At 72.1% G+C, this 25544-nt stretch carries 25 protein-coding genes; 10 read left to right on the forward strand and 15 right to left on the reverse strand.

Translation table 11 applies throughout. The features are described from left to right. The first annotated feature begins 20 nt into the window (after positions 1-20). On the forward strand, positions 21-1703 hold the full coding sequence (locus ACFY1E_RS27650; RefSeq protein ID WP_389080300.1) for an SWIM zinc finger domain-containing protein: 1683 nt from the start codon (positions 21-23) through the stop codon (positions 1701-1703). A 124-nt stretch (positions 1704-1827) separates the two neighbouring features. Here ACFY1E_RS27650 and ACFY1E_RS27655 read toward each other — a convergent pair whose 3' ends face one another. Further along, a complete protein-coding gene (locus ACFY1E_RS27655; protein WP_389080302.1) occupies positions 1828-2568 on the reverse strand; it encodes a peptidyl-tRNA hydrolase in 741 nt (246 codons plus the stop codon). Between the two features lie 52 nt (positions 2569-2620). Between ACFY1E_RS27655 and ACFY1E_RS27660 the strand changes: the two genes are divergently transcribed. Together ACFY1E_RS27660 and ACFY1E_RS27665 are read left to right on the forward strand one after the other, a co-directional pair. Then, positions 2621-3493: an ATP-binding cassette domain-containing protein gene (locus ACFY1E_RS27660; RefSeq protein WP_389080303.1), complete on the forward strand. Its 873-nt coding sequence runs from the start codon at positions 2621-2623 to the stop codon at positions 3491-3493. Continuing rightward, positions 3490-4161, forward strand: coding sequence for an ABC transporter (locus ACFY1E_RS27665; protein ID WP_389080304.1), 672 nt, complete (start codon positions 3490-3492; stop codon positions 4159-4161). The genes ACFY1E_RS27660 and ACFY1E_RS27665 overlap by 4 nt, the downstream gene beginning before the upstream one ends. Before the next feature lie 250 nt (positions 4162-4411). On the opposite strand, the gene ACFY1E_RS27670 is transcribed toward ACFY1E_RS27665, so the two are convergent. The 8 genes from ACFY1E_RS27670 to zapE form a co-directional block, all read right to left on the reverse strand. Then, positions 4412-4591, reverse strand: a complete 180-nt coding sequence (locus ACFY1E_RS27670) for a hypothetical protein (RefSeq protein WP_389080547.1) — start codon at positions 4589-4591, stop codon at positions 4412-4414. Positions 4592-4609: 18 nt separating this feature from the next. Further along, a complete protein-coding gene (locus tag ACFY1E_RS27675; RefSeq protein ID WP_389080306.1) occupies positions 4610-5470 on the reverse strand; it encodes a polysaccharide deacetylase family protein in 861 nt (286 codons plus the stop codon). A 70-nt stretch (positions 5471-5540) separates the two neighbouring features. After that, the gene (locus ACFY1E_RS27680; protein ID WP_389080307.1) at positions 5541-6092 is read right to left on the reverse strand and encodes a YbhB/YbcL family Raf kinase inhibitor-like protein; all 552 of its coding nucleotides are present in this window, start codon (positions 6090-6092) and stop codon (positions 5541-5543) included. A gap of 87 nt (positions 6093-6179) precedes the next feature. Continuing rightward, positions 6180-6980, reverse strand: coding sequence for a slipin family protein (locus ACFY1E_RS27685; RefSeq protein ID WP_389080308.1), 801 nt, complete (start codon positions 6978-6980; stop codon positions 6180-6182). 101 nt (positions 6981-7081) lie between these two features. After that, complete coding sequence (locus ACFY1E_RS27690; RefSeq protein ID WP_389080310.1) at positions 7082-8539, reverse strand: SulP family inorganic anion transporter; 1458 nt, start codon at positions 8537-8539, stop codon at positions 7082-7084. Positions 8540-8547: 8 nt separating this feature from the next. Then, a complete protein-coding gene (locus tag ACFY1E_RS27695) occupies positions 8548-9126 on the reverse strand; it encodes a carbonic anhydrase (protein WP_389080311.1) in 579 nt (192 codons plus the stop codon). A gap of 86 nt (positions 9127-9212) precedes the next feature. Continuing rightward, positions 9213-9605: a hypothetical protein gene (locus ACFY1E_RS27700; RefSeq protein ID WP_389080313.1), complete on the reverse strand. Its 393-nt coding sequence runs from the start codon at positions 9603-9605 to the stop codon at positions 9213-9215. 153 nt (positions 9606-9758) lie between these two features. Next, a complete protein-coding gene (gene zapE / locus ACFY1E_RS27705) occupies positions 9759-10865 on the reverse strand; it encodes a cell division protein ZapE (protein ID WP_389080315.1) in 1107 nt (368 codons plus the stop codon). Positions 10866-10902: 37 nt separating this feature from the next. Between zapE and ACFY1E_RS27710 the strand changes: the two genes are divergently transcribed. The 4 genes from ACFY1E_RS27710 to msrB all read left to right on the forward strand — a co-directional run bounded on the left by ACFY1E_RS27710 (position 10903) and on the right by msrB (position 14313). Next, positions 10903-11742, forward strand: coding sequence for a pyrimidine reductase family protein (locus ACFY1E_RS27710; RefSeq protein WP_389080317.1), 840 nt, complete (start codon positions 10903-10905; stop codon positions 11740-11742). A gap of 134 nt (positions 11743-11876) precedes the next feature. Beyond that, a complete protein-coding gene (locus ACFY1E_RS27715; protein WP_389080319.1) occupies positions 11877-12350 on the forward strand; it encodes an indole-3-glycerol phosphate synthase in 474 nt (157 codons plus the stop codon). Between the two features lie 150 nt (positions 12351-12500). Further along, positions 12501-13892, forward strand: coding sequence for a UDP-N-acetylmuramate--L-alanine ligase (gene murC, locus ACFY1E_RS27720; RefSeq protein WP_389080320.1), 1392 nt, complete (start codon positions 12501-12503; stop codon positions 13890-13892). 13 nt (positions 13893-13905) lie between these two features. Then, entirely contained in the window at positions 13906-14313 is a 408-nt protein-coding gene (msrB, locus tag ACFY1E_RS27725; RefSeq protein ID WP_351467664.1) for a peptide-methionine (R)-S-oxide reductase MsrB, read from the forward strand. Between the two features lie 5 nt (positions 14314-14318). Here msrB and ACFY1E_RS27730 read toward each other — a convergent pair whose 3' ends face one another. The 3 genes from ACFY1E_RS27730 to ACFY1E_RS27740 all read right to left on the reverse strand — a co-directional run bounded on the left by ACFY1E_RS27730 (position 14319) and on the right by ACFY1E_RS27740 (position 17311). Continuing rightward, complete coding sequence (locus ACFY1E_RS27730) at positions 14319-14858, reverse strand: hypothetical protein (protein WP_389080322.1); 540 nt, start codon at positions 14856-14858, stop codon at positions 14319-14321. Between the two features lie 86 nt (positions 14859-14944). Further along, positions 14945-16147: a hypothetical protein gene (locus ACFY1E_RS27735; protein ID WP_389080323.1), complete on the reverse strand. Its 1203-nt coding sequence runs from the start codon at positions 16145-16147 to the stop codon at positions 14945-14947. 153 nt (positions 16148-16300) lie between these two features. Then, positions 16301-17311: a YbhN family protein gene (locus ACFY1E_RS27740; protein WP_389080325.1), complete on the reverse strand. Its 1011-nt coding sequence runs from the start codon at positions 17309-17311 to the stop codon at positions 16301-16303. A 144-nt stretch (positions 17312-17455) separates the two neighbouring features. Between ACFY1E_RS27740 and nagZ the strand changes: the two genes are divergently transcribed. After that, the gene (gene nagZ / locus ACFY1E_RS27745; protein WP_389080326.1) at positions 17456-18940 is read left to right on the forward strand and encodes a beta-N-acetylhexosaminidase; all 1485 of its coding nucleotides are present in this window, start codon (positions 17456-17458) and stop codon (positions 18938-18940) included. Between the two features lie 44 nt (positions 18941-18984). Here nagZ and ACFY1E_RS27750 read toward each other — a convergent pair whose 3' ends face one another. Further along, a complete protein-coding gene (locus ACFY1E_RS27750) occupies positions 18985-20274 on the reverse strand; it encodes a cellulase family glycosylhydrolase (RefSeq protein WP_389080327.1) in 1290 nt (429 codons plus the stop codon). An 8-nt stretch (positions 20275-20282) separates the two neighbouring features. On the opposite strand from ACFY1E_RS27750, the gene ACFY1E_RS27755 reads away from it, so the two are divergent. Together ACFY1E_RS27755 and ACFY1E_RS27760 are read left to right on the forward strand one after the other, a co-directional pair. Further along, positions 20283-21395: an N-acetylglucosamine kinase gene (locus tag ACFY1E_RS27755; RefSeq protein ID WP_389080329.1), complete on the forward strand. Its 1113-nt coding sequence runs from the start codon at positions 20283-20285 to the stop codon at positions 21393-21395. Positions 21396-21442: 47 nt separating this feature from the next. Further along, entirely contained in the window at positions 21443-23713 is a 2271-nt protein-coding gene (locus ACFY1E_RS27760; protein ID WP_389080330.1) for a glycoside hydrolase family 3 N-terminal domain-containing protein, read from the forward strand. Here the strand turns inward: ACFY1E_RS27760 and ACFY1E_RS27765 are convergent. Both ACFY1E_RS27765 and ACFY1E_RS27770 read right to left on the reverse strand, forming a co-directional pair. Next, positions 23703-24581 (reverse strand): carbohydrate ABC transporter permease, encoded by an 879-nt coding sequence (locus tag ACFY1E_RS27765; RefSeq protein ID WP_389080332.1) that lies wholly within the window; start codon positions 24579-24581, stop codon positions 23703-23705. The genes ACFY1E_RS27760 and ACFY1E_RS27765 overlap by 11 nt on opposite strands. After that, positions 24578-25540: a carbohydrate ABC transporter permease gene (locus ACFY1E_RS27770; RefSeq protein ID WP_389080537.1), complete on the reverse strand. Its 963-nt coding sequence runs from the start codon at positions 25538-25540 to the stop codon at positions 24578-24580. Before ACFY1E_RS27770 ends, ACFY1E_RS27765 begins: the two co-directional genes overlap by 4 nt. Between the last annotated feature and the right edge of the window lie 4 nt (positions 25541-25544).

Here is a 25544-nt window from a genome sequence, read left to right on the forward strand (position 1 = left end):
GGGAGCGGTTGAATACCGGTGTGGCACGGCAAGCGGTGGACTTCGGCGAGGACGAGCTGCGGGCCCTTGCAGGTGCCCAGTCCTTCGAGCGGGGGCTGGGGTACCTGGACGCGGTGACCGGTCTGGAAGTGGGGGACGGCTCAGTCACCGCCGTCGTGCACGGTACGGACATCTACGAGGTGGAGCTCGCCCTCGGCGGTGGCGCCGGCATCTCCGGGTGGTGCGACTGCCCGTACGGGCAGGAGGGCAACTTCTGCAAGCACTGCGTGGCGGTGGGGCTGACCGTGCTGCGGCAGGCCGAGGCGATTCCAAGCCGGCGGGCCGCTGCCCGGGCGCGAGCGTCCGGCCTGGAGGTGTGGCTGACGGCGCTGTCCCGTGACGAACTGCTCGCGCTGGTGCGAGAGCAGATCGGGGAGAACCGGGAGCTGCGTCGGCGTCTGGAGCTGAGGGCCGCGGCCGCGCGCACGGACACGGGTGCGGTCCGCGACCGGATCCTGGCGTTGATCGACCCGCGGCCCTTCGCCCGGTACGGATACGTCGAGTACGCGGACGCCACCGGGTACGCCCGGCAGGTCGAGGAAGCGGCCGAAGCGCTGCGTGCCCTGGCTTCCGGGGGACTGGCGGCGCAGGCGGTCGGCTTGGCAGAGGAGGCGATCCAGGCGCTCGGGCAGGCGTACGAGGAGGTCGATGACTCCGACGGTGTGGTCGGCCGGGCCGTCGCCGCAGTGGCCGAGGCTCATCTGGAAGCGTGCTCGGTCGTGCGCCCCGACCCGGAGCGGCTGGCCGAGTGGCTGGTCGGCCAGGTGCTCGGCGACCGGAATGACGCGGCGGACCTCGATCCGCTCGACTACGCCGGCATCCTGGGGCCGGCCGGACTGGCCCGCATGCGGCAGCTGGCGGCCGAGGCACGGCGGCGCAGGCCGTCCGGCTGGGCGGAGCGGTACCTGATGGAGCGCCTGGTCAAGGCGGAGGGTGATGTGGATGCGCTGGTCGCCCTGTACGCGAAGGACCTTGTGCCGTCCGGCGTCACGCATCTGCGCATCGCCGAAGAACTGGAGGCGGCGGGCCGCGTAGACGAGGCACTGGCGTGGGCGGAGCGCGGGCTGCGGGATACCGCCGACGAGGCCCACGTCGACGGCCGCCTGGTGGACTACGTGTGCGACCGCTACGTGCGGGCGGGCCGGATGGCCGAGACTGTGGTGGTTCGTCGGGGCCGGCTCCGGGCCGAGCGATCCCTCGCCGCCTACCAGGGGCTGCGTGCGGCCGCCCGTGCCGCGACCTGCTGGGCGACCGAGCGGAAGGCGGCGCTGGCCGTCCTGCGCGAGGACGTCCGCCGGGGGCGCGGCGGCTGGTACGGCGGGCCCGTGCTGATCGACGCGCTGCTCGACGACGGCGACCTGGACGCTGCCTGGCACGAGGCGGCCGACTGCGCCGACGACCGGCAGTGGCAGCAACTCGCCGACCTCTCGCGCGAGACGCGCCCCGCTGACGCGCTCGCGGTGTACCTGCGTCTGGTCGAGCCGCTGAAGGAGCCGACCGGCGACCGTGTCTACGAGCGGATGACGCGGCTGCTGCTCGGCGCCCGCGACTGCCACCAGGCGCTGGGCACGGAGGACGCGTTCAACGCGTATCTCGCCGCCCTGCGTGCGGAGCTCAAGCGCAGGCGCAAGTTCATCGCCATTCTCGACCGGCATGGGCTATGAACTCCGCGGCGAAAGCCGCCTACGTGGACCGGGTATTGCGGATCTCGTGCTTCGCCGCGCCTCATGCGCAGACCTGGTCGCCGACGAACGGCGGCCCTTCGAACGGCTGCGGGACGACAGTCTCTTACGGACGTCGTTTGCGCGGGAGAGGGCAGAACCGGCTGCCCCCTTCGACTGCAACAGTCAGCCCGGGTGCGATCTCCGTGAAGCCCGCGTCCCGCACCAACGGCAGTCCGCTCGTGGTCAGCCGGCCCCAGCGCTCCGGGTCGGCGCTGCGTACGGCGAGCGGGAAACCCGCGTCCCGCCAGGCCGCCCGCTCCTCGTCCGACAGCTCCCACCAGGCCAGTTGGGCGCCGTGCCCGGCTTGTGCCATCGCCTTTCCGGCGGACATGTCGAGGTCGGGGTTGAGCCACAGCACGGGCACCGCGGGGTCGGCCTTGGCCGGCGGCTCCGGGTCGTCGAGATCCGTGCCGGAGACCTGCAGCCTGGCCAGGTCCTTGGGCCATCCGTCGAGCGGTACGGGCGGAAACACCCGTACCTCCGCGGACTTGCCGCTCACCGTGATCCCGGGCAGCGCCTCGGCCCGCCGCCACTCGGCACCGCGGGCGCGCCGCACCACCTTGCGGATCCGGGCGTCCTGCCAGTCCCGCATGACCTCGGCCCACTCCCCGTCGCCGAGGGAGCGCTCGTCGCTGAGCATCACCAGTACGGCCCGGGCGGCGGTCTCCAGTGCGTCGGTACGGGCGGGCGGCGCGGCCTTCTCGATGTGCACGACGAGAGGCAGCACGAACTGGGGTGCCTGATCGCGCTCGTTGGGTTCGGACCGGAAGGGGCTGTCGTCGGCGGACGTCACGTCTTGGCTCACATCGGCCACCTTAAGGGGGTGCCGGGCGGTGCCACTTTGCGAGGATGCCGCCATGCAACGTGATCTTCGGCTCGACAACGTCGGCCGCCGCTACGGCATCCGCGGCCCCTGGGTCTTACGCGGCGTGCACCTCGCCGTGACGCCGGGCACACTGACCCGCGTCGAAGGCCCGAACGGCACCGGCAAGTCCACCCTCCTGCGTCTGCTGGCCGGCCTGGACGCCCCCAGCGAGGGCCGTATCACCGGCCGCCCCCGCACGGCCTACGTCCCCGAACGCTTCCCGTCGGCCCTCCCGTTCACCCCGCACGGCTACCTCACCCACCTCGGCACCATCCACGGCCTCTCCCGCCGTACGGCGGTCCGCGCCGCGGGCGAATGGCTGGACCGCTTCGGGGCAGCCGCCCACGCCCGCACCCCCATGGCCCAGCTGTCGAAGGGCAGCAGCCAGAAGGTCGCCGTCGCGCAGGCCCTGCTCGGCGAGCCGGAGCTGCTCGTCCTCGACGAGGCCTGGACGGGCCTGGACGCGGCCGCCCGCACCGAGCTGGAGCGGGCCGTCGCGGAGCGCACCGCCGCGGGCTGCGCCGTGGTCTTCGTCGACCACGACCCGCGCCGTCTGGCGGGTGCGCCCGACACCACGTACACCGTGCGCGACGGCGGCCTCGAACGCCGTACCCGCGAGACCGCCGCACCGCACGACGGCCCGCAGGTCGTGGTCGAGGTGCAGGGCCCGCAGGGCGGGCAGCCGCCCGTCGAGGCACTGGGTGCCCTCGTCCTGGCGGAGGAGGCCGCGCCGGGCACCCACCGCCTCACCGTCCCCGCCTCCCACTCGGACGTCGTGCTGCGCACCCTGCTGACGGCCCGCCCGCCGTGGCACGTGGTCAGCGTGCAGCCCATCGACACACACACCAAGGACAGCCGCCGATGACCGCCCTCCTGCGCTACCAGGCCGCCCTTCTGCTGCGCTCGCAGCGCTGGTTGCCACCGGTCATCCTGTACGCGGCGTTCCTCGGCGTCGGGGTGCAGGGCGGGCAGCCCGTCCTCGACTCGCTGGGGTATGCGGCAGCGGCCCTGCTGCCCGTCGCCGCCTGGCTGGTACGGATCTGCGTCACCGTCGAACCGCCCGCGGCCCGCGCCTGCGTGGCCGCGGCCTCCGGGCCGGGGCGGGCGCATCTGGCCCGGCTGCTGGTGGCCCTGATCGCGGCGGCGGCGCTCGGTACGGCCGCGGTCCTCGTCGTGACCCTGATCAGCGCGCCGGTCAGCACGGACAACCGGACCCGGATCGCACTGCTCCCTGCGGCCGCGGCCGGGCTCCTCGCCGCGCAGGCCTGCGCACTGCTCGGCACGGCGGTCGGCGCGCTCACCAACTGGCCGGTACTGCGCGCACCCGGCCGGGCGGTCCCGGCGATGCTGCTCACGGCGCTGCTGTCGGCGGTGACGACGGGCTCCCCGGCACAGGCAGCGGTCAGCGACCTGGTCACCGGCTCCCAGTCGGGCAGGATCCCCGTCCCCCTGCTCCCACTGACCACGGCAGCCGCCCTCGCAACAGCGGCCATCGCAGCGACCTGCGCCCTCACGTCCCGCCGCTCACCTTGACCGGGCGACCCGCAGGGGTGATGTCCCTGCGGGCCGGTGGGGACTGGTCGCGCTCACGCGGCGGAGCCGCACATCGACACGCCTCGCGCCCCTTTGGGGCGCGGCGGCTTGCGGTGTCGCGTTCCGTCGCTCACCTCGAGTCGGCGCCCCTCTGGGGGGGATGATCCTGCGGCCGGTGGGGGCTGGTCGCGCTCACGCGGCGGAGCAGCACATCGACACAGTCCCGCCTCCTGGGATCACATCTCGACCGTCATCCTGAGCAGGCGGTGCGCTGGGCCTCCTGCCACTCGCACTCCGGGCACAGGGTGATCCCCTTGTACGACTCCGGGTACTCCGTCGGCTCGCGGCAGAGTACGCACTCGGCGTACGGCGGCCCGTCCGCGCGGGGCGGCTTCGTCGCGTCGCGCATGGTGCAGTAGTCCTCGCTCACATGTCCAGCCTAAGCCGCTCACTGCCGGCCCCTCGCGGCCCCGATCAGCTCGGACACCTTCACGAAGCGGAAGCCTTTCCTGCGGAGTTCCGGCACGATGGTGCGCACCGCCTGCTCGGTCGCCGGCGCCGCGCTGCGTGTGCAGTGCATGACGACGACCGAGCCCGGCCGTACCCCCTCCACCACCTGCCGCGCCACCGCGTCCGCGTCGGTGGCGAACGCATCGCCGCTCACCACGTCCCACTGCACGGCGGTGACGCCGGTCGCGGCCAGCGCCTTCAGGGCCTGCCGGTCGTAACAGCCGCCCGGGAAGCGGAAGTACGGCATCGCGTTCGGCACCCCGGCCCTGCGGAAGGCGGTGTACGCCCGTTCGACGTCCGACCGCATCCGGTCCTCGGAGACGGTGGGCAGGCCGTAGCAGTTCCCGGTGAAGCTGTAGTGGCTGTAGGAGTGATTGGCGACCTCGAAGAGCGGGTCCCGCCCGATGGACCGCGCCTGCGCCGGATACTCGTCCGCCCACCGCCCGGTCATGAACACGGTCGCCGGAACCTTCAGGGCCCGCAGTGTCGCGATCAGCTCCGGATTGTCGAACCGCTCGCCCGCCGCGGCCCGCGCTCCCTGATCGGCGGTCATGTCGGCATCGAAGGTGAGGGCGACCGTTCTGGCCTGTGTACGGGGTCCGTTCTTGAAGACGGGGGTGAGACCGGCGGGGCCGGGGGCCAGGGTCGGGGGCCGGGACGGGGCGGCCGAGGTCGCGAAGGGGGCCGGACGAGCGGCGTGGGGGGCGTCGGGGGCGCCACAGGCGGTGAGCGCGGCGCCGAGTGCACAGGCGGCGGCTGCATGGAGGACGACATGTACAGGTCGTACGGGACTGATCATCGTACGAACATAAATGGATGAAACGGGCGAATCGTGTATCGGCGCACCACTCCGTGACAAGGCCCGGCGATCAGCGCCCGTAGCGGCCCGTCAGGGTGCCCGAGGCCGCCGTGTGGCCGGTCAGCGCGCGTTTGACGTCGTCGGCCGTGGCGTCGGCGGGCAGGGTGAGGGTCTTGTCGGTGGCGTAGACCGAGAAGACGTAGTGGTGGGGCTTGCCCTTGGGCGGGCAGGGGCCGCCGTACGCCTTCTTCTTGAAGCCGTTGCGGCCCTGGGTGGCGCCCTTGGGTACCTGGCCGGCGGCCCAGTGGGTGTCGTGCGGGTCGATGCCCCACATCAGCCAGTGCACGAAGGTGCCGTTCGGGGCGTCCGGGTCCTCGACCAGCACGACCAGTTCCGCGGCGCCGGCCGGGACGCCGGACACGTCCAGCGGGGGTGAGACGTCCTCGCCGTCGCACGTGTAGCGGCGGGGGACGGTGCCGCCCTCGGAGAAGGCGCTGCTCGTCACGGTGATCCGCCGCGCGGCGCTGGGTGCGGGGACGGACGTACCACCGCCGTCGTCCCCGCATCCCGAGGCGAGCCCCACTGCTGCCGCGGCGGCGACGATCACGAGCCTGCGATGCATGGACGAAACGCTAGCCGCGCCCCTGCGCCCCCGCTACCTGCGCTCCGAACCCGGCGCGCGGCGCGGGAACCACGCGGGTAACACGTGTCACGTCTCGATCTGGTGATCGGGTGTTGGCGTCGGCGGGTGTTCCTGCGCCCTTTCCAGGAACCGCAGCAGCTCCACGGGGAAGGGCAGCACGAGCGTCGAGTTCTTCTCTGCGGCCACCGCGACCACCGTCTGCAGCAGCCGCAGCTGGAGCGCGGCGGGCTGGTCGGACATCTGCTTGGCGGCCTCGGCCAGCTTCTTGGAGGCCTGGAGTTCGGCGTCCGCGTTGATGACCCGGGCCCGCCGCTCCCGGTCGGCCTCCGCCTGGCGGGCCATGGAGCGCTTCATCGCGTCCGGCAGGGACACGTCCTTGATCTCGACCCGGTCGACCTGCACACCCCAGCCGACGGCCGGACTGTCGATCATCAGCTCCAGGCCCTCGTTGAGCTTCTCGCGGTTGGAGAGCAGGTCGTCCAGCTCGCTCTTGCCGATGATCGACCGCAGCGACGTCTGCGCCATCTGCGAGACCGCGAACTTGTAGTCCTCGACCTTGATCAGTGCGTTCGCCGCGTCGACCACCCTGAAGTAGACGACGGCGTCCACGCGCACCGTCACGTTGTCCCGGGTGATGCCCTCCTGGGCCGGCACCGGCATCGTGACGATCTGCATGTTCACCTTGCTGAGCCGGTCCACGAACGGGACGATCATCGTGAATCCGGGCTCCCGCACGGCACCGGCGAGCCGCCCGAGGCGGAAGACGACTCCGCGCTCGTACTGCTTGACGACCTTCGCCGCCGCGGAGAGGTAGACGAGCCCCGCGGAACCCGCCACCACCGCCGCCGTCACCAGCTCAGGAACCATCACGACCTCCTCTGTCAGAGGTCTGTTATGTCTGCTCCTGTAACGATATGCCCGGCGGCTGGTCCCGGGCCACGACGGACCCGGGACCAGCCACCGGCGAGCTAGGCGGCCGTGACCCGCACCGGTTCGGTGCCGACCGCGCTGTGCCGCTCGGCCCAGTTCTCCAGCGCCGTACGGCAGGCGTGGTCGAGGTGGTGCAGGCCGGAGAGGTCCAGCTCGACCGGGCGGTCCTGGGGCAGCGCCTCCAGGCTGTCCAGGATCTTCGGCAGCCGCAGGAAGGTGGCGTTGCCCGAGAGGTGGACCTGGATGGGCCCCGCGCCCTTGTCGACGACCTCGGTCTTCAGGTGCGAGGCCTCCCAGGCGGTCTTCACCACGGACAGGGCCAGACCGATGAGCACGCCCTCGAACATGTTCACCGCGACGATCGACACGGCCGTCACCACGAGGATCAGTGCCTCGCCCCGGTGGCTGCGCCACAGCGCCGAGATCTGGCGGAACGGGATCAGCTTCCAGCCCGCGTGCACCAGGATGCCGGCCAGGGCGGGAATCGGGACCAGCGCGAGGGCAGAGGGCAGCGCGGCCGCGAACAGCAGGAGCCAGGCGCCGTGCAGCACCCGCGAGGCCTTGGTCTTCGCGCCCGCGTTGACGTTGGCGGAGCTGCGCACGATCACCGCGGTCATCGGCAGCGCGCCGAGCAGACCGCACACCGTGTTGCCCACGCCCTGGGCGACCATTTCCTTGTTGTACTCGGTGCGCGGACCGTCGTGCAGCCGGTCCACCGCCGCCGCGCTGAACAGGCTCTCCGCCGAGGCGATCAGCGCGAACGCGACGATCGTGCCCCAGATGGCCGGGGTGGCCAGCTCGCCGAAGGCGCCGGGCCCGGGCACCTGGATGACACCGAACAGGCCCTCCACCGTGACGGTGGCGACCGGCAGGCCGAAGGCCAGGGAGGCGACCGTGGCCAGGACCACCGCGGCGAGGGCGCCCGGCACGGACTGCACCGCCTTCGGCAGCTTCTTCCACAACACGATGACGGCGATGGTGCCCGCCCCGATCGCGAGCGAGGCCAGGGCCTCGGTGCTGCCGAGGGCGTCGGCGAAAGCCCCCGGCAGGCCCGCGATCTTGCCGATGCCGGTCGACGGGGCCTTCAGGCCCGCCGCCGCGTAGATCTGGCCGGCGATGATCACCAGGCCGATGCCGCAGAGCATGCCCTCGACGACGGAGACGGATATCGCCCGGAACCAGCGGCCTATCTTGAGGAAGCCCATGGCGAGCTGGAGCAGACCGGCCATCAGCACGATCACGCCGAGCGTGCCGACGCCGAACTCGCTGACGGCCTCGAAGACGAGCACGGTCAGGCCGGCGGCCGGCCCCGAGACCTGGAGGCTGCTGCCGGGCAGGAACCCGGTGACGAGGCCGCCCACGATGCCGGTGACGAGACCCAGCTCCGCCGGGACACCGGAGGCGACCGCCACGCCGACGCACAACGGCACGGCGACCAGGAAGACGACTATGGAGGCGAGGAAGTCCTGCCTCAGGTAAGGGTATTTGGTCGTCATCGCGGCGCTCACAGGGCCTTGAAGACGTCGGAGGCGCTGTCGTGCGCCAGGACGGCGCCGGTGTGGACCTCGTAGTACCAGGCGTGCAAGGACAGTTGACGGTCCTTCAGCTTCTTCTCGATGAAAGGGTACGAGCGCAGCCGCAGCAGCTGCGTCAGGACGTGGCTCTGCACGCCCTCGGCGACGGCCGGGTCCTCGACCGCGCCTGCCGGGCGCGGGGTGGCGTGCGCGAGCCAGTCGCGCACGGCGGGGACGGCGGTCAGGTCGTCGCCGCGCACCAGGGCACCGACGGCGCCGCAGTGCGAGTGGCCGCAGACGACGATGTCGTCGACCCCGAGCACCTCCACGGCGTACTCGATGGTGGCCGCCTCGCTGGTGGGGTGCTCGGAGGCGAACGGCGGGACGATGTTGCCCGCGGTGCGCAGCTCGAAGAGCTCGCCCGGGCGGGCGCCGGTGATCAGGGCCGGGATGACCCTGGAGTCGGAGCAGGTGATGAACAGCACCTGCGGGGACTGGCCTTCGGCGAGTTTGGCGAACTCCTCAGGGCGCTGTCCGAACGTACGGGCGTTGTCGATGAGGGGCTGCATGATGTGGTGACTCCTCCTGGCGCGCCACGACGGCGCGTCGGTGTGGGCAGGACAGAGGTGGGGGAATGCGCTGTTCTGCGTCTCTCTCAGCAGCGGAAGACCTGAAGTGCCGCCGGAGAGTGGGATGTCGAAGGTCTCGACAGATGAAGGGCGCGGTTCGCGACCGGCATGTGGACGGAGGCCGGGTCCTGCGCCGCCAGTGGGCGCTCGGGCTCCTCCGGGGTGCATCCGGTGTTCACGTGACGCTCGCGGGGGCGCAGGGGTCCGGTCGGGACCCCGGGGACTCCGCAGTCGCGGAACGTGGCTGCCTCGTCACGCAGCGCCTTGCCCGAGGGTTTGGTTCCGGGCAGATCCTTGGCTACGGCATGACGGGCCGTGTGCGCGGTTGTGAAGGGCGTGGCGGGTGCGAAGAAGGTGAGGGCGACCAGGGCGGCGGCGAGCACGGCCAGGACCGTACGGGTCGTCGTACCGCGGAACATGTCGCCCCCTTCCCCTCGCTCAACTTCTTGCATCGACCAAGGAATGGTCAATCACCGGTCAAGAAACACGTTAACCCTGCAAAGTTGTTTGCAGGGTTAACTTGACGTTTCCAGCTGAAGAGAGCCTGAAATGCGCTGGTGGGGTGGCGTGAACTAGTCGCTCTCGGCGAGTCCCTTGCCGTCTCGCGCCAGCGCGGTGAGCCGGGAGATCGCCCGGAAGTACTTCTTGCGGTAGCCGCCGTTCAGCATCTCCTCGCTGAACAGCCGGTCGAAGGGCAGCCCGGAGGCCAGGACCGGCACCTCGCGGTCGTAGAGCCGGTCCGCGAGCACCACGAGCCGCAGGGCCGTCGACTGGTCGGGGACGGGTCGGACGTCGGTGAGGCAGACCGCCTTCAGGCCGTCGGTCAACGCGCCGTACCGGCTGGGGTGGACCTTGGCGAGGTGGTCCAGGAGGTGCGGGAAGTCGTCGAGCGAGGCACCCGGGGTGGCGTACGCCGCCTTCGTCACCTGCTCGTCGGAGAAGGGCGCCGGCGCCTCGGGCAGACCGCGGTGCCGGTAGTCCTCGCCGTCGATGCGCAGGGCGCGGAAGTGGGCGGACAGGCCCTGGATCTCGCGCAGGAAGTCGGCGGCCGCGAAACGTCCCTCGCCGAGCTTGCCGGGGAGGGTGTTGGAGGTGGCGGCCAGGGCCACACCGGCGTCGACGAGCCTGCCGAGCAGGGTCGACACGAGGACGGTGTCGCCGGGGTCGTCGAGCTCGAACTCGTCGATGCACAGCAGGCGGTGGCCGCTGAGCGTCTGCACGGTCTGCTGGAAGCCCAGGGCGCCGACCAGGTTGGTGAGCTCGACGAACGTGCCGAACGCCTTGAGCGCGGGCTCCGCCGGGGTGGCGTGCCAGAGGGAGGCGAGGAGGTGGGTCTTGCCGACGCCGTAACCGCCGTCGAGGTAGACACCGCGCGGGCCGGGCGGGACCTTCGGCGCCTTCGGCTTCCCGAAGCCGAGGAAGCCGCGCTTGCCGCCGCCGACGGCGTGTGCCCCGCCGAGTCCGGCCGCGAAGCCCTCGAGGACGCGGACCGCCTCCGTCTGGCTGGGCTGGTTCGGGTCCGGTATGTACGTGCTGAAGCGGACCGAGTCGAAGCGCGGCGGCGGCACCATCTCGGCGACCAGGCGGTCCGCGGGGACGTGCGGTGCGCGGGCGCACAGGGACAGCGGGGCCGCGTCGGCTATCGGGCTGAGGCCGGGGGCGGAAGGGGAGGACGACACGGTTCCCCATGCTAAGCGCCGTGCCACACTGCACGACATGCGACGCCTGTTCCCTGTGACCGACGAGACAGTGCCGAAAGCCCCTGGAACTCCCGGTGAGGAGGGTGTGACCGGTGAGGCCGGCGGGCCCGAAGCCCCGGCCGACCGCGAGTGGAGCCTCGCCGAACTCGCCGCCGCCTATTCCTACCCCGAGCCCACCGCGGGTGGCAGGCCCGTCCCTTGGCTGCGCGCGAACATGGTCTCCACGCTCGACGGGGCCGCCCAGCACGACGGCCGTTCGCAGCCGATCTCCAGCGCCGCCGACATGCGGATCTTCGGCACCCTGCGCGGGCTGGCGGACGTCGTGGTCGTCGGTGCGGAAACGGTACGTCAGGAGGGGTACCGGCCCGCACGCGCGCGTGCCGAGTTCGCGGAGCTGCGACAGGCGGCCGGACAGCCGCCGGCGCCCGCGATCGCGGTGGTCAGCGCCAGCCTGGACCTGGACTTCTCCCTCCCGCTGTTCACCTCGCCGGTGGTGCCGACCCTGGTCCTCACGGGGGCCGCGGCGGCCCCGGACCGGGTCGCCGCCGCCGAGAAGGCCGGCGCCCGGGTGGTGATCGCCGGTGACGGGGTGGGCGTGGAGCCCGCCCGCGCCGTACGGGCCCTGGGCGAGCTCGGGTACACCCGGCTGCTCACCGAGGGCGGCCCCCGGCTGCTCGGGCAGCTGGTCGCCGCCGGCGTGCTCGACGAGCTCTGCCTCGCCGTCTCCCCGATGCTCACCGCCGGCGACGCACAGCGCATCGCGGGCGGCCCGTCGGTCGCGGTTCCCCAGCGCTTCGTCCTCGCGTCGCTGCTGGAGGAGGAGGGCTTCCTCTTCACCCGCTACCGGCGGCCCTGAGAATCGTTCAGCGGTACCGCCGGTCCCGAAAAACGACGGAGCCTACCGTTCCGCTTTGCTCGGGGCGGGCACACTGAATCTCGCAGTCCCCGTGACATCACGGGGCAGGATGGTTTCCGCAGAAGGGGCGCCCGGTGTTCACAAGCGTATTGATGATCGAGAAGGCCCTGACGTCCGCAGACGTGGAGTTCGTCACCAGCTTGCACGGAGACGAGGAGGTCTCCTTCCACGTGCTGCTCCAGCCCCGCGGCGACCAGGCGGACCGCCTGCTGCGGGCCATCGACGACGTCGCGCTCGGCGAACTGGACGAGGTCGCGCATGAGCGGGACGTCCCCGAAGGGGCCGCCGCGAAGGATTTCGGTGAGCGTGCGCTCGAGGTGTCGCTGCAGGCGCTGACGGCTGCGGGCAGCTCCGCTGAGGGGCGGCTGATCGAGGATCATCCGTTGGATGCGTTGAAGGCTCTCGTGGACGAGGTGGGGGCGGACGAGGTGATCGTGCTGACCGATCCCCACTACGTGGAGGAGTTCTTCCACCGGGACTGGGCTTCTCGGGCTCGGCACAAGGTGGGGGTGCCGGTGTTGAAGTTGTTCTCGCACAGCAAGGTCTAGGCGCCGCAGGGGTGCGGTGCGTTTGCGACTGCGGGAGCGTCGTGGCTGGTCGCGCAGTTCCTCGCGCCCCTGGGGAGGTGCAGTCACCGTAGGCAATAGGCTGGGGCGCTGAACATTCCGCCGTATCACCACGCACAGGGAGACACACGCATGGCACCCGGCACCCTTCCTCCCGCCATGGACCGACCGCACTTCATCGGCATCGGCGGCGCCGGAATGTCGGGCATCGCGAAGATCCTCGCCCAGCGTGGGGCCAAGGTGGCCGGCAGTGATGCCAAGGAGTCCGCCACCGCCGAGGCGTTGCGGGCGCTGGGTGTGACCGTGCACATCGGGCATGCGGCGGAGCATCTCGCCGACGACGCCAGTTGTGTCGTCGTGTCGTCGGCGATCCGGAAGGACAACCCGGAGCTGGCCCGGGCCGCCGAGCTGGGGATTCCGGTGGTGCACCGGTCCGACGCCCTCGCCGCGCTGATGGACGGGCTCAGGCCGATCGCGGTCGCCGGGACGCACGGCAAGACGACCACGACGTCGATGCTGGCCGTCTCGCTGAGCGAGCTGGGGCTGAAGCCGTCGTACGCGATCGGCGGCGACCTGGACGCGCCCGGCTCCAACGCCCTGCACGGCGAGGGCGACATCTTCGTCGCCGAGGCCGATGAATCGGACCGCAGCTTCCACAAGTACGCGCCCGAGGTCGCGATCGTCCTCAACGTCGAGCTGGACCACCACGCCAACTACGCGTCCATGGACGAGATCTACGAGTCCTTCGAGACGTTCGCCGGACGGATCGTGCCGGGCGGCACGCTGGTGATCTCCGCCGACCACGAGGGTGCGCGAGAGCTGACCCGGCGGCTGGCGGGTTCGGTGCGGACGGTGACGTACGGCGAGGCCGAGGACGCCGACGTACGCGTTCTGTCCGTCGTACCGCAGGGGCTGAAGAGCGAGGTCACGGTCCTGCTGGACGGACAGGAGCTGACCTTCGCCGTGTCCGTGCCCGGCCGTCACTACGCGCACAACGCCGTGGCCGCCCTCGCGGCGGGCGTCGCGCTGGGCGTCCCCGCCGCCGAGCTGGCCCCGGCCCTGGCCGCGTACACCGGTGTGAAGCGCCGGCTGCAGCTGAAGGGCGAGGCGGCCGGCGTCCAGGTCATCGACTCCTACGCCCACCACCCGACGGAGATGACGGCCGACCTGGAGGCGATGCGGGCCGCGGCGGGCGAGGCGCGGATCCTGGTCGTCTTCCAGCCGCACCTGTTCTCGCGGACGCAGGAGCTCGGCAAGGAGATGGGGCAGTCGCTGGCCCTGGCGGATGCGTCGGTGGTCCTCGACATCTATCCGGCCCGCGAGGACCCGATCCCGGGCGTGACGAGCGAGCTGATCATCGAGGCGGCCCGTAGCGCGGGCGCGGACGTGACGCCCGTCCACGACAAGGCCGAGGTGCCTGAGGCCGTGGCGGGAATGGCGAAGGCGGGTGATCTCGTTCTCACCATGGGCGCGGGCGACGTCACCGACCTCGGACCGCGCATCCTGGACCGTCTCGCGAAATAAGGGGCTGAGCTTCATGTCGTACGACGTCGAAAAGCCGGACGAGCAGTGGCGTGCGGAGCTGACCCCTGCCGAGTACGCCGTGCTGCGCCAGGCCGCCACCGAGCCCGCCTTCACGGGTGAGTACACCGACACCAAGACGACGGGCGTCTATTCGTGCCGCGCGTGCGGCGCCGAACTGTTCACCTCCACCACGAAGTTCGAGTCGCACTGCGGCTGGCCGTCCTTCTACGACCCGAAGGACACCGACGCGGTCGAGCTGATCGAGGACCGCTCGCACGGCATGGTGCGCACCGAGGTGCGGTGCGCGCGGTGCGGGTCGCACCTCGGGCACGTCTTCGAGGGCGAGGGGTATCCGACCCCCACGGACCAGCGGTACTGCATCAACTCCATTTCCCTGCGGCTGACCCCTGACGAGGGCTGACCGTCCTAGTCCGCCGTCCTGGCGAACGTGTAGGGGGCGGCGACCGCGCCGCTGTGGTGATCCGCCGCACGCAGGGCGGCGGTGAGGCGTTCGCGTGGTTTCAGGCCGAGGCCGGCGGTGGCGTGGAGGGCGCCGAGGGCGTACTCGTCGCCGCAGCCGACCGCGGCGTACCCGTCGGCGGACTCGCTGACCTGGTAGTCGCCGTGGATGGCGAACAACCGGCCGTGGATGCCCACGAGGAAGCTGCCGGCCTGCTCCTGCTCGGACTCCTTGCGCGCCCAGCCGCCGTCCTTGAGACAGGTGCGGACCGCGTTGACGAAGGTCGTGGCCATGAAGCGGTACAGGGCACCTTCCGGGTGCGGGGCCTCCAATGCGTAGTGCAGCAACTGGCCCATGCGGAAGGAGGTGGTGTACCCGAGGACGTAGGGCCCGTTGGTGAACACCTTGGGGTCGCGGCAGATGGTGAGCCGGTAGTCGTCACTGCCCGCGGAGTCTCCGGCCAGATGTACTCGCCTGCGGTGAACCAGGCCGACGATGACGGTCAAGTCAGCACCCCCGTAGTGGTGTTGAGGCTTGGGTGGCCGCCTCGGGGCATATCTGCCCGCCGACTGCGCGGAGTCACCGCTTCCGTTCAGCGGTGGTCCGCCAGCATCTGCGCCCGGCCCGGCGCCCCGCGACCGGGGCGTCTGCTGCGCGGTGGGCGGTGGGGCCACAGCAGGACGTAGGCGGCGGAACCGGCCGCGAAGGCCAGGCGGATCAGGCCCTGGGCGGAGTCCGAGGGGATCAACAGGGCGCTGCCGTACAGGGAGATGAGGGCGAGCCAGCTGACCCACGGGACCAGTCGGCGCTGGCCGATGGAGTCCCAGATCAGGGTGCCGAGGAGGACCGAGGCGTTGTAGTACGTGTACACGCTCGGGTCCAGGACGATGCGGGCGTCGGCGGCGAGCAGCACGACGGCCGGCCAGCGGTGCCGACGGACGGCCAGGGCGCCCAGGGCGATGCCGAGGGCCATCTGGGCGGGGCGGTCCCACCAGGGGGTGGCGGCGTCGTGCACTCCGAACCAGCGCAGGGCCGAGGCGGGCTGGTTCGGGATCGTGAAGCGGGCGGCGGCCAGGGTGTCCAGATGCGTGAGGTAGAAGGGCAGCCAGGCGACGGCCACCAGGCCGGCCGTCCAGGCGGCGGCGCGCAGCCGGGCGGGGCGCGGCAGGGCCAGCAGCAAGGGCAGGAAGCCGACCGCCCAGGGCTTGGAGTCCACAGCCAGGGCCAGGAAGACGCCCACCGCCGTCGCGTTCCCGCGCACCAGCGCCCGTACGGCGAGGGTGGTGAAGAACAGCGCCAGGACGTCGTCGAGGTGCGCGAAACGCACCGAGACCTCCACCCACATGGGGATGAAGGCCGCTCCGGCGATCAGTACGCGCTGCTGGAGGCGTTTGTGGTTGAGTCCCGTGCCGCGGTAGTGGTCGGCGGCGGCGCGGCCGACCAGCACCAGCATGTACAGGCCCAGGCCGGACATGAACGCGTCGGCGAGCTTCTCGCCGAGTTCGGCGGGGAAGGGGGCGAACAGCCCGGCGACCAGGAAGCTGACCGGGCCGATCTGCAGCTCGGGGTGGTTGGCGTAGAGGGCCAGGCCGCCGCCGGGGAGCTGGTGGAAGAGCAGCTGCTGACCCCTGACCAGATAGTGCCAGGACACGGCTTCGTGGCGTTCGGCCACGAAGAACCAGGCGACCGTCCACAGGGCCAGCAGTGCGATGTGCCGGCGAACCGGATGGCCGCCGATACGGCCGATCCGTGCCCCGTCCCCGGGCACGGCCGTCGCCGTCCTCCGCTTCCGCACTTTCCGTCCTCCCCCTCGGCCCGCGCCCGGCGTCGGGACGGCCCAGGTCGCGGGTGCTGCCCCGTCATCCCGTTAGAGGGGGCCTCGGCGCTGTGGGTTGCCTGTCCGGGGCCGGATCCGGGCAGCCGGAGCGGACGAAGCCCGGCGGCGAGCTCAGAGCACCTTCCGCTGCACCAGTGCCGACAGCACCAGCGCCCCCGGAAGCAGTGGCAGCCAGACCGTCAGGACGCGGTAGCCGATGACGGCGGTCGCCGACAGGTTCACAGGTGCTCCGAGCGCGACCATGGCGAACACGACCGCCGCGTCCACGGGACCGATGCCGCCAGGTGCGGGCACGGCCCCGACCGCTGTGTTCGCGGCCAGGAACGCGAAGGCGACCTGCAACCAGGACAGCGGCAGCCCGAGCGCAGCCCCGACCGCGAAGAGCACGCTCGCCTGGATCAGCGGGGCGGCGGCCGACCCTCCCCACAGGGCGAGGATCCGCGCGGGCCGGGTGTGCAGCAGTCGTACGTCGGTGAGCGCGCAGCGCAGGGCGTCGAGGAGGGGGCGGCGCAGCGGCCGTACGGTCGTCACGAGCAGGGCGGTGGCGATGAGGGCGAGGGCCACCGCTCCGGCGACCAGGAGCGACGTCCGCCGGTCCGGCACGAGTCTGTCGGTCAGCAGCACGTCGGGGAAGGCGGCCAGGAAGACGAGGAGCACCAGCGTCCTCGCGATCGGCTTGACCGCTGAGTACAGGGCGAGCGAGGCGGTGGCCCGGGCCAGCGGTATGCCGCGGCCCTGGAGGAAGCGCAGGGTGACGGCGTGGGCTCCGATACTGGCCGGCAGTACGTGGTTGGCGGCGCCGGCGGCGAACTGTGAAGCGATCAGCAGCCCGGCCGGGAGCCGCTCCGGCAGCGCGCCCTGTCGGATGCAGGGGGCGGACAGCCAGCCCAGGCAGGTGAAGAACAGCGCGACCAGCAGCCACCAGGGGTCGGCGGAACCCAGCCGGGCGGTGCCGTCGTACACGGTCCGCCAGTCGACCGCCGCCCAGGCGCCGATCGCGAGCACGGGGAGCAGGACCAGGGCCCTGCGGAGGAGGCGGGAGGCGCCGAAGCGGTTCGAGGTCGGGACAGGGATGCCGGTGGGGAGCCGGCCGGGGGCGTCGTCGAGCGGGAGCAGGGACACGGCCGAACCGTTCCCGCCGGGTGTGACGCCGTGGTGTCCGGGAGCCGACGGGGCGCGGGCCGGTGGGCGACGGCACCCTGTCGATGAATCATTCATCCAGTGAAGTGTTGACTTCCGGATGAATAAGCCAGAAGAATCCATGAGGTGACCTCCGAGCGGCTGTCCGTGGGCCCGGCCCTGTCCTGCGTCTCCTCCGACCTGGACGAGGCGGTCCATCGCTGTCTCGTCGCCGGCTTCGAGGGCACGACGACCTTCCCCGACACCCTCAAGCGGCTCATCGACCGCGGCCTCGGCGGCGTCATCCTGTTCACCCGGAACGTGCGCGACGCGGAGCAGGTCCGTGAGCTGACCGACGCACTGCGGGCGATCCGCCCCGATCTGCTGGTGGCCATCGACAACGAGGGCGGCGGCATCGGTCACCTGGTCACCGCGGGCGCCCCCGAGGTCCCCGGTTCCTACGCCCTCGGTGTCACCGACGACCCGAACCTGACCGCCCGCTGCGCCGACGCCCTCGCCGGCCACCTCGCCACCCTCGGCATCACGGCCTCGTACGCCCCCGTCGCCGACCTCCAGCGCCGGGCCGACAACCCGATCGTGCGCACCCGCTCCTTCGGCGCCGACCCCGAGCTCGCCGCCCGCCATCTGCACGCCTGGATCACCGCCACCGAGGCCCGCGGCATCGCCTCCTGCGCCAAGCACTTCCCCGGCCACGGGGGCACCGAGACCGACAGCCACCACGACCTCGCGGTCGACCCCCGCCCGGTCGACGAGCTGCGCGCGGATCTCGAACCGTTCCGCGCGGCCGTCGCCGCGGGCGTGCCGATGCTGATGAGCGCGCACGTCGTCTATCCGGCGCTGGACGCCAACCGCCCTGCGACCCTCAGCCGCCGCATCCTGGGTGATCTGCTCCGCCACGACATCGGCTTCGACGGGGTGCTGGTCAGCGACGCCCTGGAGATGAAGGCCATCGCCGACCGCTACGGCGAGGCGGCCGGCGCGCGCATAGCCATCGCCGCGGGCGCCGACCAGGTGATCGTCGCGGTACCGGACCTGGAGGTCACGCTCGCCTGCCGGGACGCGGTGCTCGACGCGGTGGAGTGCGGTCGGCTGTCCGAGGAGCGGGTGTGGGAGGCGGCCGGGCGGGTGCGGCGGCTCGCCCAGCGGTATGCCACGCCCGCCGGGGTGGTGTCCGCCTGGGACGCCGGGGCGGGGCTGGAGGCGGCGCGGCGCGCCGTACGCAGCCGGGCCGTGCCGCCCGCCGTGCGCGGCGCCCATGTCGTCGACCTCTTCCCGCCCCCGCACCCCGCGCTCAACTGGGGCGGCGAGGACCTCCTGACCGAGCTGCGGCCCATCGACCCTGCGGCCAGTGGTACGGCGGTGAGTGGGGAGCCCTGTGACCAGGGCGCCCTCGTCGAGGGCATCCTGCGGCTGGCTGCGGGGTCGCCACTGGTCGTGGCCACCTGTGACGCCCGGTTGCATCCCTGGCAGGCCCGCTTCCGGGATGCCCTGTTGGCTCGGCGGCCGGACGCGGTGCGGGTGGACACCGGGCTGCCGGAGGGGGGTGACCTGTGCTCGTACGGGCGGGGGCGGGTCAATTTGCGGGCAGTTGCGGAGGTTCTGGGTAGGTGATTCGGCTGCGGGCCGGTGGGGGCTGTGTCGCGGCGGAACTCGGCTCAGGGTCGCGGACGTGCCGTCTTCGCGATGCCTCGCGCCGCCAAGTACCCGGCGTCGTCCGCCCGTTCCGCCAACACCACCGCCGGCCGCTCGCCCTGCCTGCGCAGGCGCATCCACGCGTCGAAGTACACGCCGCCCGGACCCGATACGGAGCGGGTCGACGGCGTGCAGTCCAACACCAGGGCAGTGGTGCGTGGTTGAGGGGAAGTGGGTTCTGCGCGCAGTTCGGCGATCGTGTCGGCGAGGGCGGTCGCGATCGGCTTGGGGCGGCCCGCGGAGTCGAACAGGCCGAGGGTGTACTCCAGCTCCGGATAGTCGGCCAGTGAGCGGTCCACGTCGTGGGAGCACCACCAGGTCACGCCCCAAAGCCCCTGGCAGTCGGCCGCGTTGAGGATCGTGGCGCGGGCGAAGTCCGGGGCGTCGGCCGCCGGGATGTGCGGTTCGGGGGCCCCCGTCTCCTGGACCCAGACGGGGCGGGACGGATCGTCGGCGTACGCCTTCGCGAGCTCGGTGCCGTACTCGGCGAGGTGCTGCACCTCGAAGGAGGCGGGCCCGTAGCGGCGGGCGCAGTCGGCGGAGAACACCCAGGGGTGGACGGTCGTCAGATCGCCCTTGCGGGCCGAGGCCTCGGGCGTGAACGGGTGGTCGTCGCCGTACCAGGCGGCGTCGTACGCGGAGTGCGTGGCCAGCTGACCGGGCCGCAGGCCCTCGCGGGTGGCCGCCAGCAGCGTGTCGAGGTAGTGGTCGACCTCGGCCGCCGTCACCGGGTTGTGCTCGACCAGGTTGTTGAGCTCGTTGCCGAGCTGGAGGCCGATGAGGTTCGGGCGGTCGGCCAGGGCGCGGGCGAGTGTGCGCAGGAGCTCCGCCTGGGCTTCGACGGCCTCCGGGTCGGTGAAGACGTTGCGGTGGTGCCAGCTGCGGGTCCACTCCGGGTAGAAGTCGAAGCTGGACAGATGGCCCTGTACGCCGTCCACCATGACGTCGAGGCCGGCCTCGGCCGCCAGGTCGACGAGCTGCGCCAGCTGGTCCACGGCGGCCGTGCGGATGAGGGTGCGGTTGGGCTGGAGCAGCGGCCAGAGGTGGAAGACCCGGATGTGGTCGAGACCCAGACCGGCGATCTGGGCCAGGTCCTCGCGGGCGTGCTGCGGGTCGAAGTCGTGCCAGGCGTGGAACCAGCCGCGGCGGGGCGTGTAGTTGACGCCGAAGTGGAGCGTAGGGATGGGATCCTCCTCGGGTCGCCGACCCCACGGGGTCGGGGGCTTGTCCTCGCTGAATGTATCAACCACCATGGTCGATGATGAGTAACGATTTCAACCAGGAGTCACGGGAACTGGTGATCGGCCTCGACGCCGGCGGCACCCGTACCCGCGCGGTCCTTGCCGCCGCGGCGGACGGCCGCGTGCTCGGCGAGGGCGCCGCCGGTCCGGGCAACGCCCTCACCGTCCCGCTGCCCCGGCTCACCGACCACCTCGCCGAGGCTCTCGCCAGGGCGGTCCCGGAGTCCGCGCGGGGTCGCGTGGGGGCGGTGGCGGGCGGTTTCGCGGGCGCCACCGGCGTGGCGGAGGACGACCCCGGCCGCCTCAACGCGCTCACCGCCCTGACCGCCGCCCTCCGCCGGCTCGGCATCACCACCGGCTCGATCGGTATCAGCAGCGACATCGAGGCGGCCTTCGCCTCCGCCCCCGGCACCCCGGCCGACGGCCTCGCCCTGGTCGCCGGCACGGGCGCGGTCGCCATGCGCATCACCGACCGCCGCTGCACGGCCACCGTCGACGGCGACGGCTGGCTCCTCGGCGACGACGGCAGCGGCTTCTGGATCGGCCGCGAGGCGGTCAGGGCCGCCCTGCGGATGGCGGACGGACGGGGCGGGCCGACCGCCCTGGCGGGCGCGGTGGGGCGGACCTTGAACCTGCCGCGGGAGGTGCTGCCGGGAGGACGGGGACCGGGGGCGCCGCCTGCCGGGCCGGGGGCGTCCCACGGTGGCCCCGGGCCTGGCGTGACCCTTGGCAGCCCTGGCCCGGACGCCGCGCCGACCGCAGTGGCCGGTGACGGCCCCGTCACGTGGTCGCTCGCCGATCGCGAGGCCTACCGCAGGCATCTGCTCCCCGTCGTCATGGCCGAGCCCCCGACCCGGCTGGCCCGGCTCGCTCCGCTGGTGGCCGAGGCGGCCCGGGAGAAGGACCCGGTGGCCGGGGCGATCCTCGACGAGGCCGCCGGGCAACTGACCGACACCGTAAGGGCGTTGGCGCCGCAGTCTGGTGAGCGCGTGGTCGCGACCGGCGGCCTCCTCGGCCCCGGCGGCCCCCTCACCGCCCTTCTCACCACCCGCCTCCAGGCCCTGGGCCTCACCCTCGACTGGGTGGCCGACGGCTGCGCAGGCTCCGTGGCCCTCGCCCGCCTGCTCCTGTGACCGAGACCCCCGGAATCCCCTCCGCAAGCGACGAAAGGACCGGCCGCATGCCGAAGCCGGAGCGCGCGGCCGAACGCGCCGCACACCCGCAAGCAGGCCGTCCCCTCTACCGGGACCCCGACGCCCCCGTCGACGCCCGCGTCCATGACCTGCTCGTCCGTATGAGCCTCCGTGAGAAGGTCGGTCAGCTCAACCAGCGGATGTACGGCTGGGACGCCTACCGCCGCACCTCCGACGGCGGCTACGAACTCACCGACGCGCTGTACGCCGAGACCGGCCGTTTCGAGGGGCTCGGTGCCCTCTACGGGCTGATGCGCGCCGACGCCTGGTCCGGTGTCGACCACGGCAGCGGGCCCGGCGGCCAGGACAGCGCGGCTCTCGCGGAGCTGGTGCAGCGGCATGTTCTCGAGCGCAGCCGGCTCGGCATCCCCGCGTTGTTCGTGGAGGAGGTGCCGCACGGCCACATGGCCCTGGACGGCACGGTCCTCCCCGTGAACCTGGCGGTCGGCGCCACCTGGGACCCCGAACTCTACGAGCGTGCCGCCGCGCACGCCGCAGCCGAACTCCGCGCCCGAGGCGGCCACTTGGCGCTGGTCTCGGCGCTCGACATCGTCCGCGACCCCCGCTGGGGCCGTACCGAGGAGTGCTTCGGCGAGGACCCGTGCCTCGCCGCCCGGATGGCGGAGGCACTGGTGCGCGGCATGCAGGGGGAGCCCGCCGAGTTCTTCGCCGACGACAGGGCACCCGTCGTGCTCAAGCACTTCGCCGGGCAGGGCGCCACCGTCGGCGGCCGCAACTCCGCAGAGTCGGAGCTCGGTTGGAGGGAGCTGGACGAGATCCACCTCCTCGCCGCCCGCGCCGGTGTCCGCGCCGGAGCCGCCGCCGTCATGGCTGCGTACAACGAGGTCGACGGGATGCCCTGCTCCGGCAACCGTGCCCTGCTCACCGGGCTGCTGCGGGAGAGCTGGGGGTTCGGCGGGCTGGTCATGGCCGACGGGCTGGCCGTGGACCGGCTGGCCCGCATCACCGGCGACAAGGTCTCCGCCGGGGCTCTCGCCCTCGACGCCGGGGTCGATCTGAGCCTGTGGGACGAGGGTTTCACGCATCTGGAGGAAGCGGTGGAGAAGGGGCTCGTCGAGGAGTCCGTCCTCGATGCCGCCGTCGCCCGCGTCCTGCGCCTCAAGTTCCGCCTCGGGCTCTTCGAACGTCCCTACGGCGGAGGCGAGTTGCCCTCCTCCGAGCAGGGCCGCGCCCTGAGCACCGCCCTCGCGCGTGCCTCGGTCACCCTCCTCCACAACAGCGGCGGCGCCCTCCCGATACCGGCGACCGTCTCCCGTATCGCCGTCCTGGGACCCCAGTCCGCCACCGCCGCCCACCAGTCGGGCGACTACACCGCCCCGCAGCGCACCGGCACCAGCGTCCTCGACGGGCTCCGCAAGCTCGCCCCGCCCGGCACCGACATCCGCTGCGCCCGCGGCTGCGCCCTCACCGGCGGCGACCTCTCCGGCATCCCCGAGGCGGTCGCCGCGGCCGCCGCCTCCGACGTCGCCGTCCTGGTACTGGGCGGCAGCAGCGCGCGCAGCCCCGAGACGGACTTCGCCGCCAACGGGGCCGCGCTCACGGCCGTTTCGGAGATGACCTGCGGAGAGGGTGTGGATCTCGCCGGGCTGCGGCTGGGAAGGGCCCAGTACGTGCTGCTCGACGCTGTCGTGGCGACGGGCACGCCGACCGTCGTCGTCCTGGTCCAGGGCCGCCCGCACCTCGTGCCCGAGACCCCGGCCGCCCTGCTCACCGCCTGGTACCCGGGCCCCTGGGGCGGCGACGCGATCGCCGAGGTGCTGCTCGGACACGCGGCACCCGTCGGCCGGCTGCCCGTCTCGATGCCCCGCTCGGCGGCCCAGCTCCCCGTCCACTACAACCACAAGGACACCGAGTACGGCGGCTACGTGGACGAGAGCGCCGAGCCGCTGTACTCCTTCGGGCACGGGCTGTCGTACACGAGCTTCGTGTACGGTCCGCCGCGCACGGACGGGCACACCGTCACCGTCGACGTCACGAACACCGGTGCGCGGTCGGGCCGTACCGTCGTGCAGGTCTATCTGCGGCGGCTGATCACGTCCACCTGGCCGCGCACCCTCGAACTGTTCGCGTTCGAGGGTGTCGACCTGGTGCCCGGCGAGTGCCGTTCGGTCACCTTGCCGCTCGACAGGGACCGACTCGCCGGGACCAGGACCGTGGAGATCCGGGTCGCGGAGTCCGCGCGGGCCGCGCTCACCGCCGTACCCGCCGTGCTGGAGCTGACGGCCGTCAGAGCTTGACCGCTCCCGCCGAGACGCCCCTGTAGAACCACCGCTGGGTGATCACGAACAGCACCAGCACCGGGATGACGGAGATCACCGAACCGGCCATCACCACCCGCTGGTCGTAGCCGAACGACGAGCTCTGCAGCCGGGACAGGCCCAGCGTCAGCGTCATGTGGCCCTCCGAGCGGAGCACGATCAGCGGCCAGAGGAAGTCGTCCCAGGCGCTGATGAAGGTGTTGATGGTGACCACCATGATCGCGCCCCACGCGGACGGCAGATACAGGTACCGGAACCGCTGCCACTCGTTCGCGCCGTCGAGCATCGCCGAGTCCTCGATCTCCCGCGGTACGGCCAGGAACGCGCCGCGCATCAGCAGGACGTTGATGGCGCCGACGAAGCCGGGCAGCCACACGCCCACCAGGTTGTCGACCAGGCCCAGGTCGCGGATGCTCAGGAACAGCGACACCATGATCGACTCGAAGGGGAACATCATGGAGGCGACCAGCACCACCCAGACCGCCTTGCGGCCCTTCCAGCCGGGCTTGGAGAGCATGTAGCCGGCCGTGGTGGAGAACACCAGCTGGCTGGTGATGGACAGGACGACCACGATCAGGCTGTTGCGGATGTACGTGGCGACCGGCACCTGGTCGAAGACCTCGCGGTAGGCCCGCAGGGTCGGGTGGTGCGGCAGCAGCGAGGCGTCCGCGCCGAAGACGTCCTCGCCGACGCCCTTCAGCGACGCGAGGAACTGCCAGACCAGCGGGCCGACCGTGATGCCCAGCACGAGGAGCAACAGCAGGTATCTGACGACCAGTTCGCGGGGGCGGCCGTACTCCCGCCGGCGCGGCATCAGCCGCCGGGGCTTCTCGACGGCGGTCGTCATGCCTCGTCCTCCTTCGTCAGGCGCTGCGCGAGCAGGGTCAGGCCGAGGGTGAGTACGAACAGGGCGACGCTGACCGCGGAGCCGTAGCCGGCGTTGCCGGTGATCGGGTCGAGGCCGACGTCGCGGATGTAGAACGGGAGGGTGCGGTCGGCGCCGCCGGGGCCGCCGGTGGAGCTGCCCAGCATGAAGATCTCCGTGAACACCCTCAGACAGCCGATGCCGGTGAGCGTGCCCACCAGCATCATCGCCTGGCGCACGCCCGGCACGGTGATGTGCCAGAAGCGGCGGACCGCGCCGGCACCGTCCATCTGCGCCGCCTCGTGCAGCTCCTTGGGGACGTTCCCGAGCGCGGCCAGGTAGAAGATCATGTACCAGCCGAGGCCCTTCCACAGCGTCAGGCCCATCGCGGAGAAGAGGATGAGCCAGGAGTCGGAGAGGAACGGGACGGCGGACCTGATCAAGTGGGCTTTCTCGAGCCAGGTGTTGACCAGCCCGTCGTCGGCCAGCAGCCACTGCCAGCTCAGGCCCACGACCACGCTGGAGGCGAGGACGGGCGTGTAGAAGGCGGAGCGGAAGAACCCGATGCCGGGCAGGTTCTTCTCCACCAGGACGGCCAGCATCAGCGGCAGCAGCACCATCAGCGGGACGACGACGACCGCGTACAGGATGCTGTTGCGGGTCGCCAGCCAGAAGTCCGAGTCGCCCAGCATCCGGGTGTAGTTGTCCAGCCCGACGAAGCTCGCGGCGCCGCCGAGCGGCCTGGCGTCGGTGAACGACAGGAGGACGGTGTTGAGGAACGGGAACACCCCGAACACCACCGCGCACACGATCGCGGGCGCGGTCCACAGCCAGGGCAGCCACCAACGGCGGTACAGCGCCGCGCCGTTGGCGCCCGGCACGGGGCCGGGCAGCAGGGCCCGGCCGATGCGGCGGATGCGGGACGGGGCCGTGCCCGGCACGGCG

This window comes from Streptomyces sp. NPDC001604 (genome assembly GCF_042893475.1).
Taxonomy (GTDB): Bacteria; Actinomycetota; Actinomycetes; order Streptomycetales; family Streptomycetaceae; genus Streptomyces.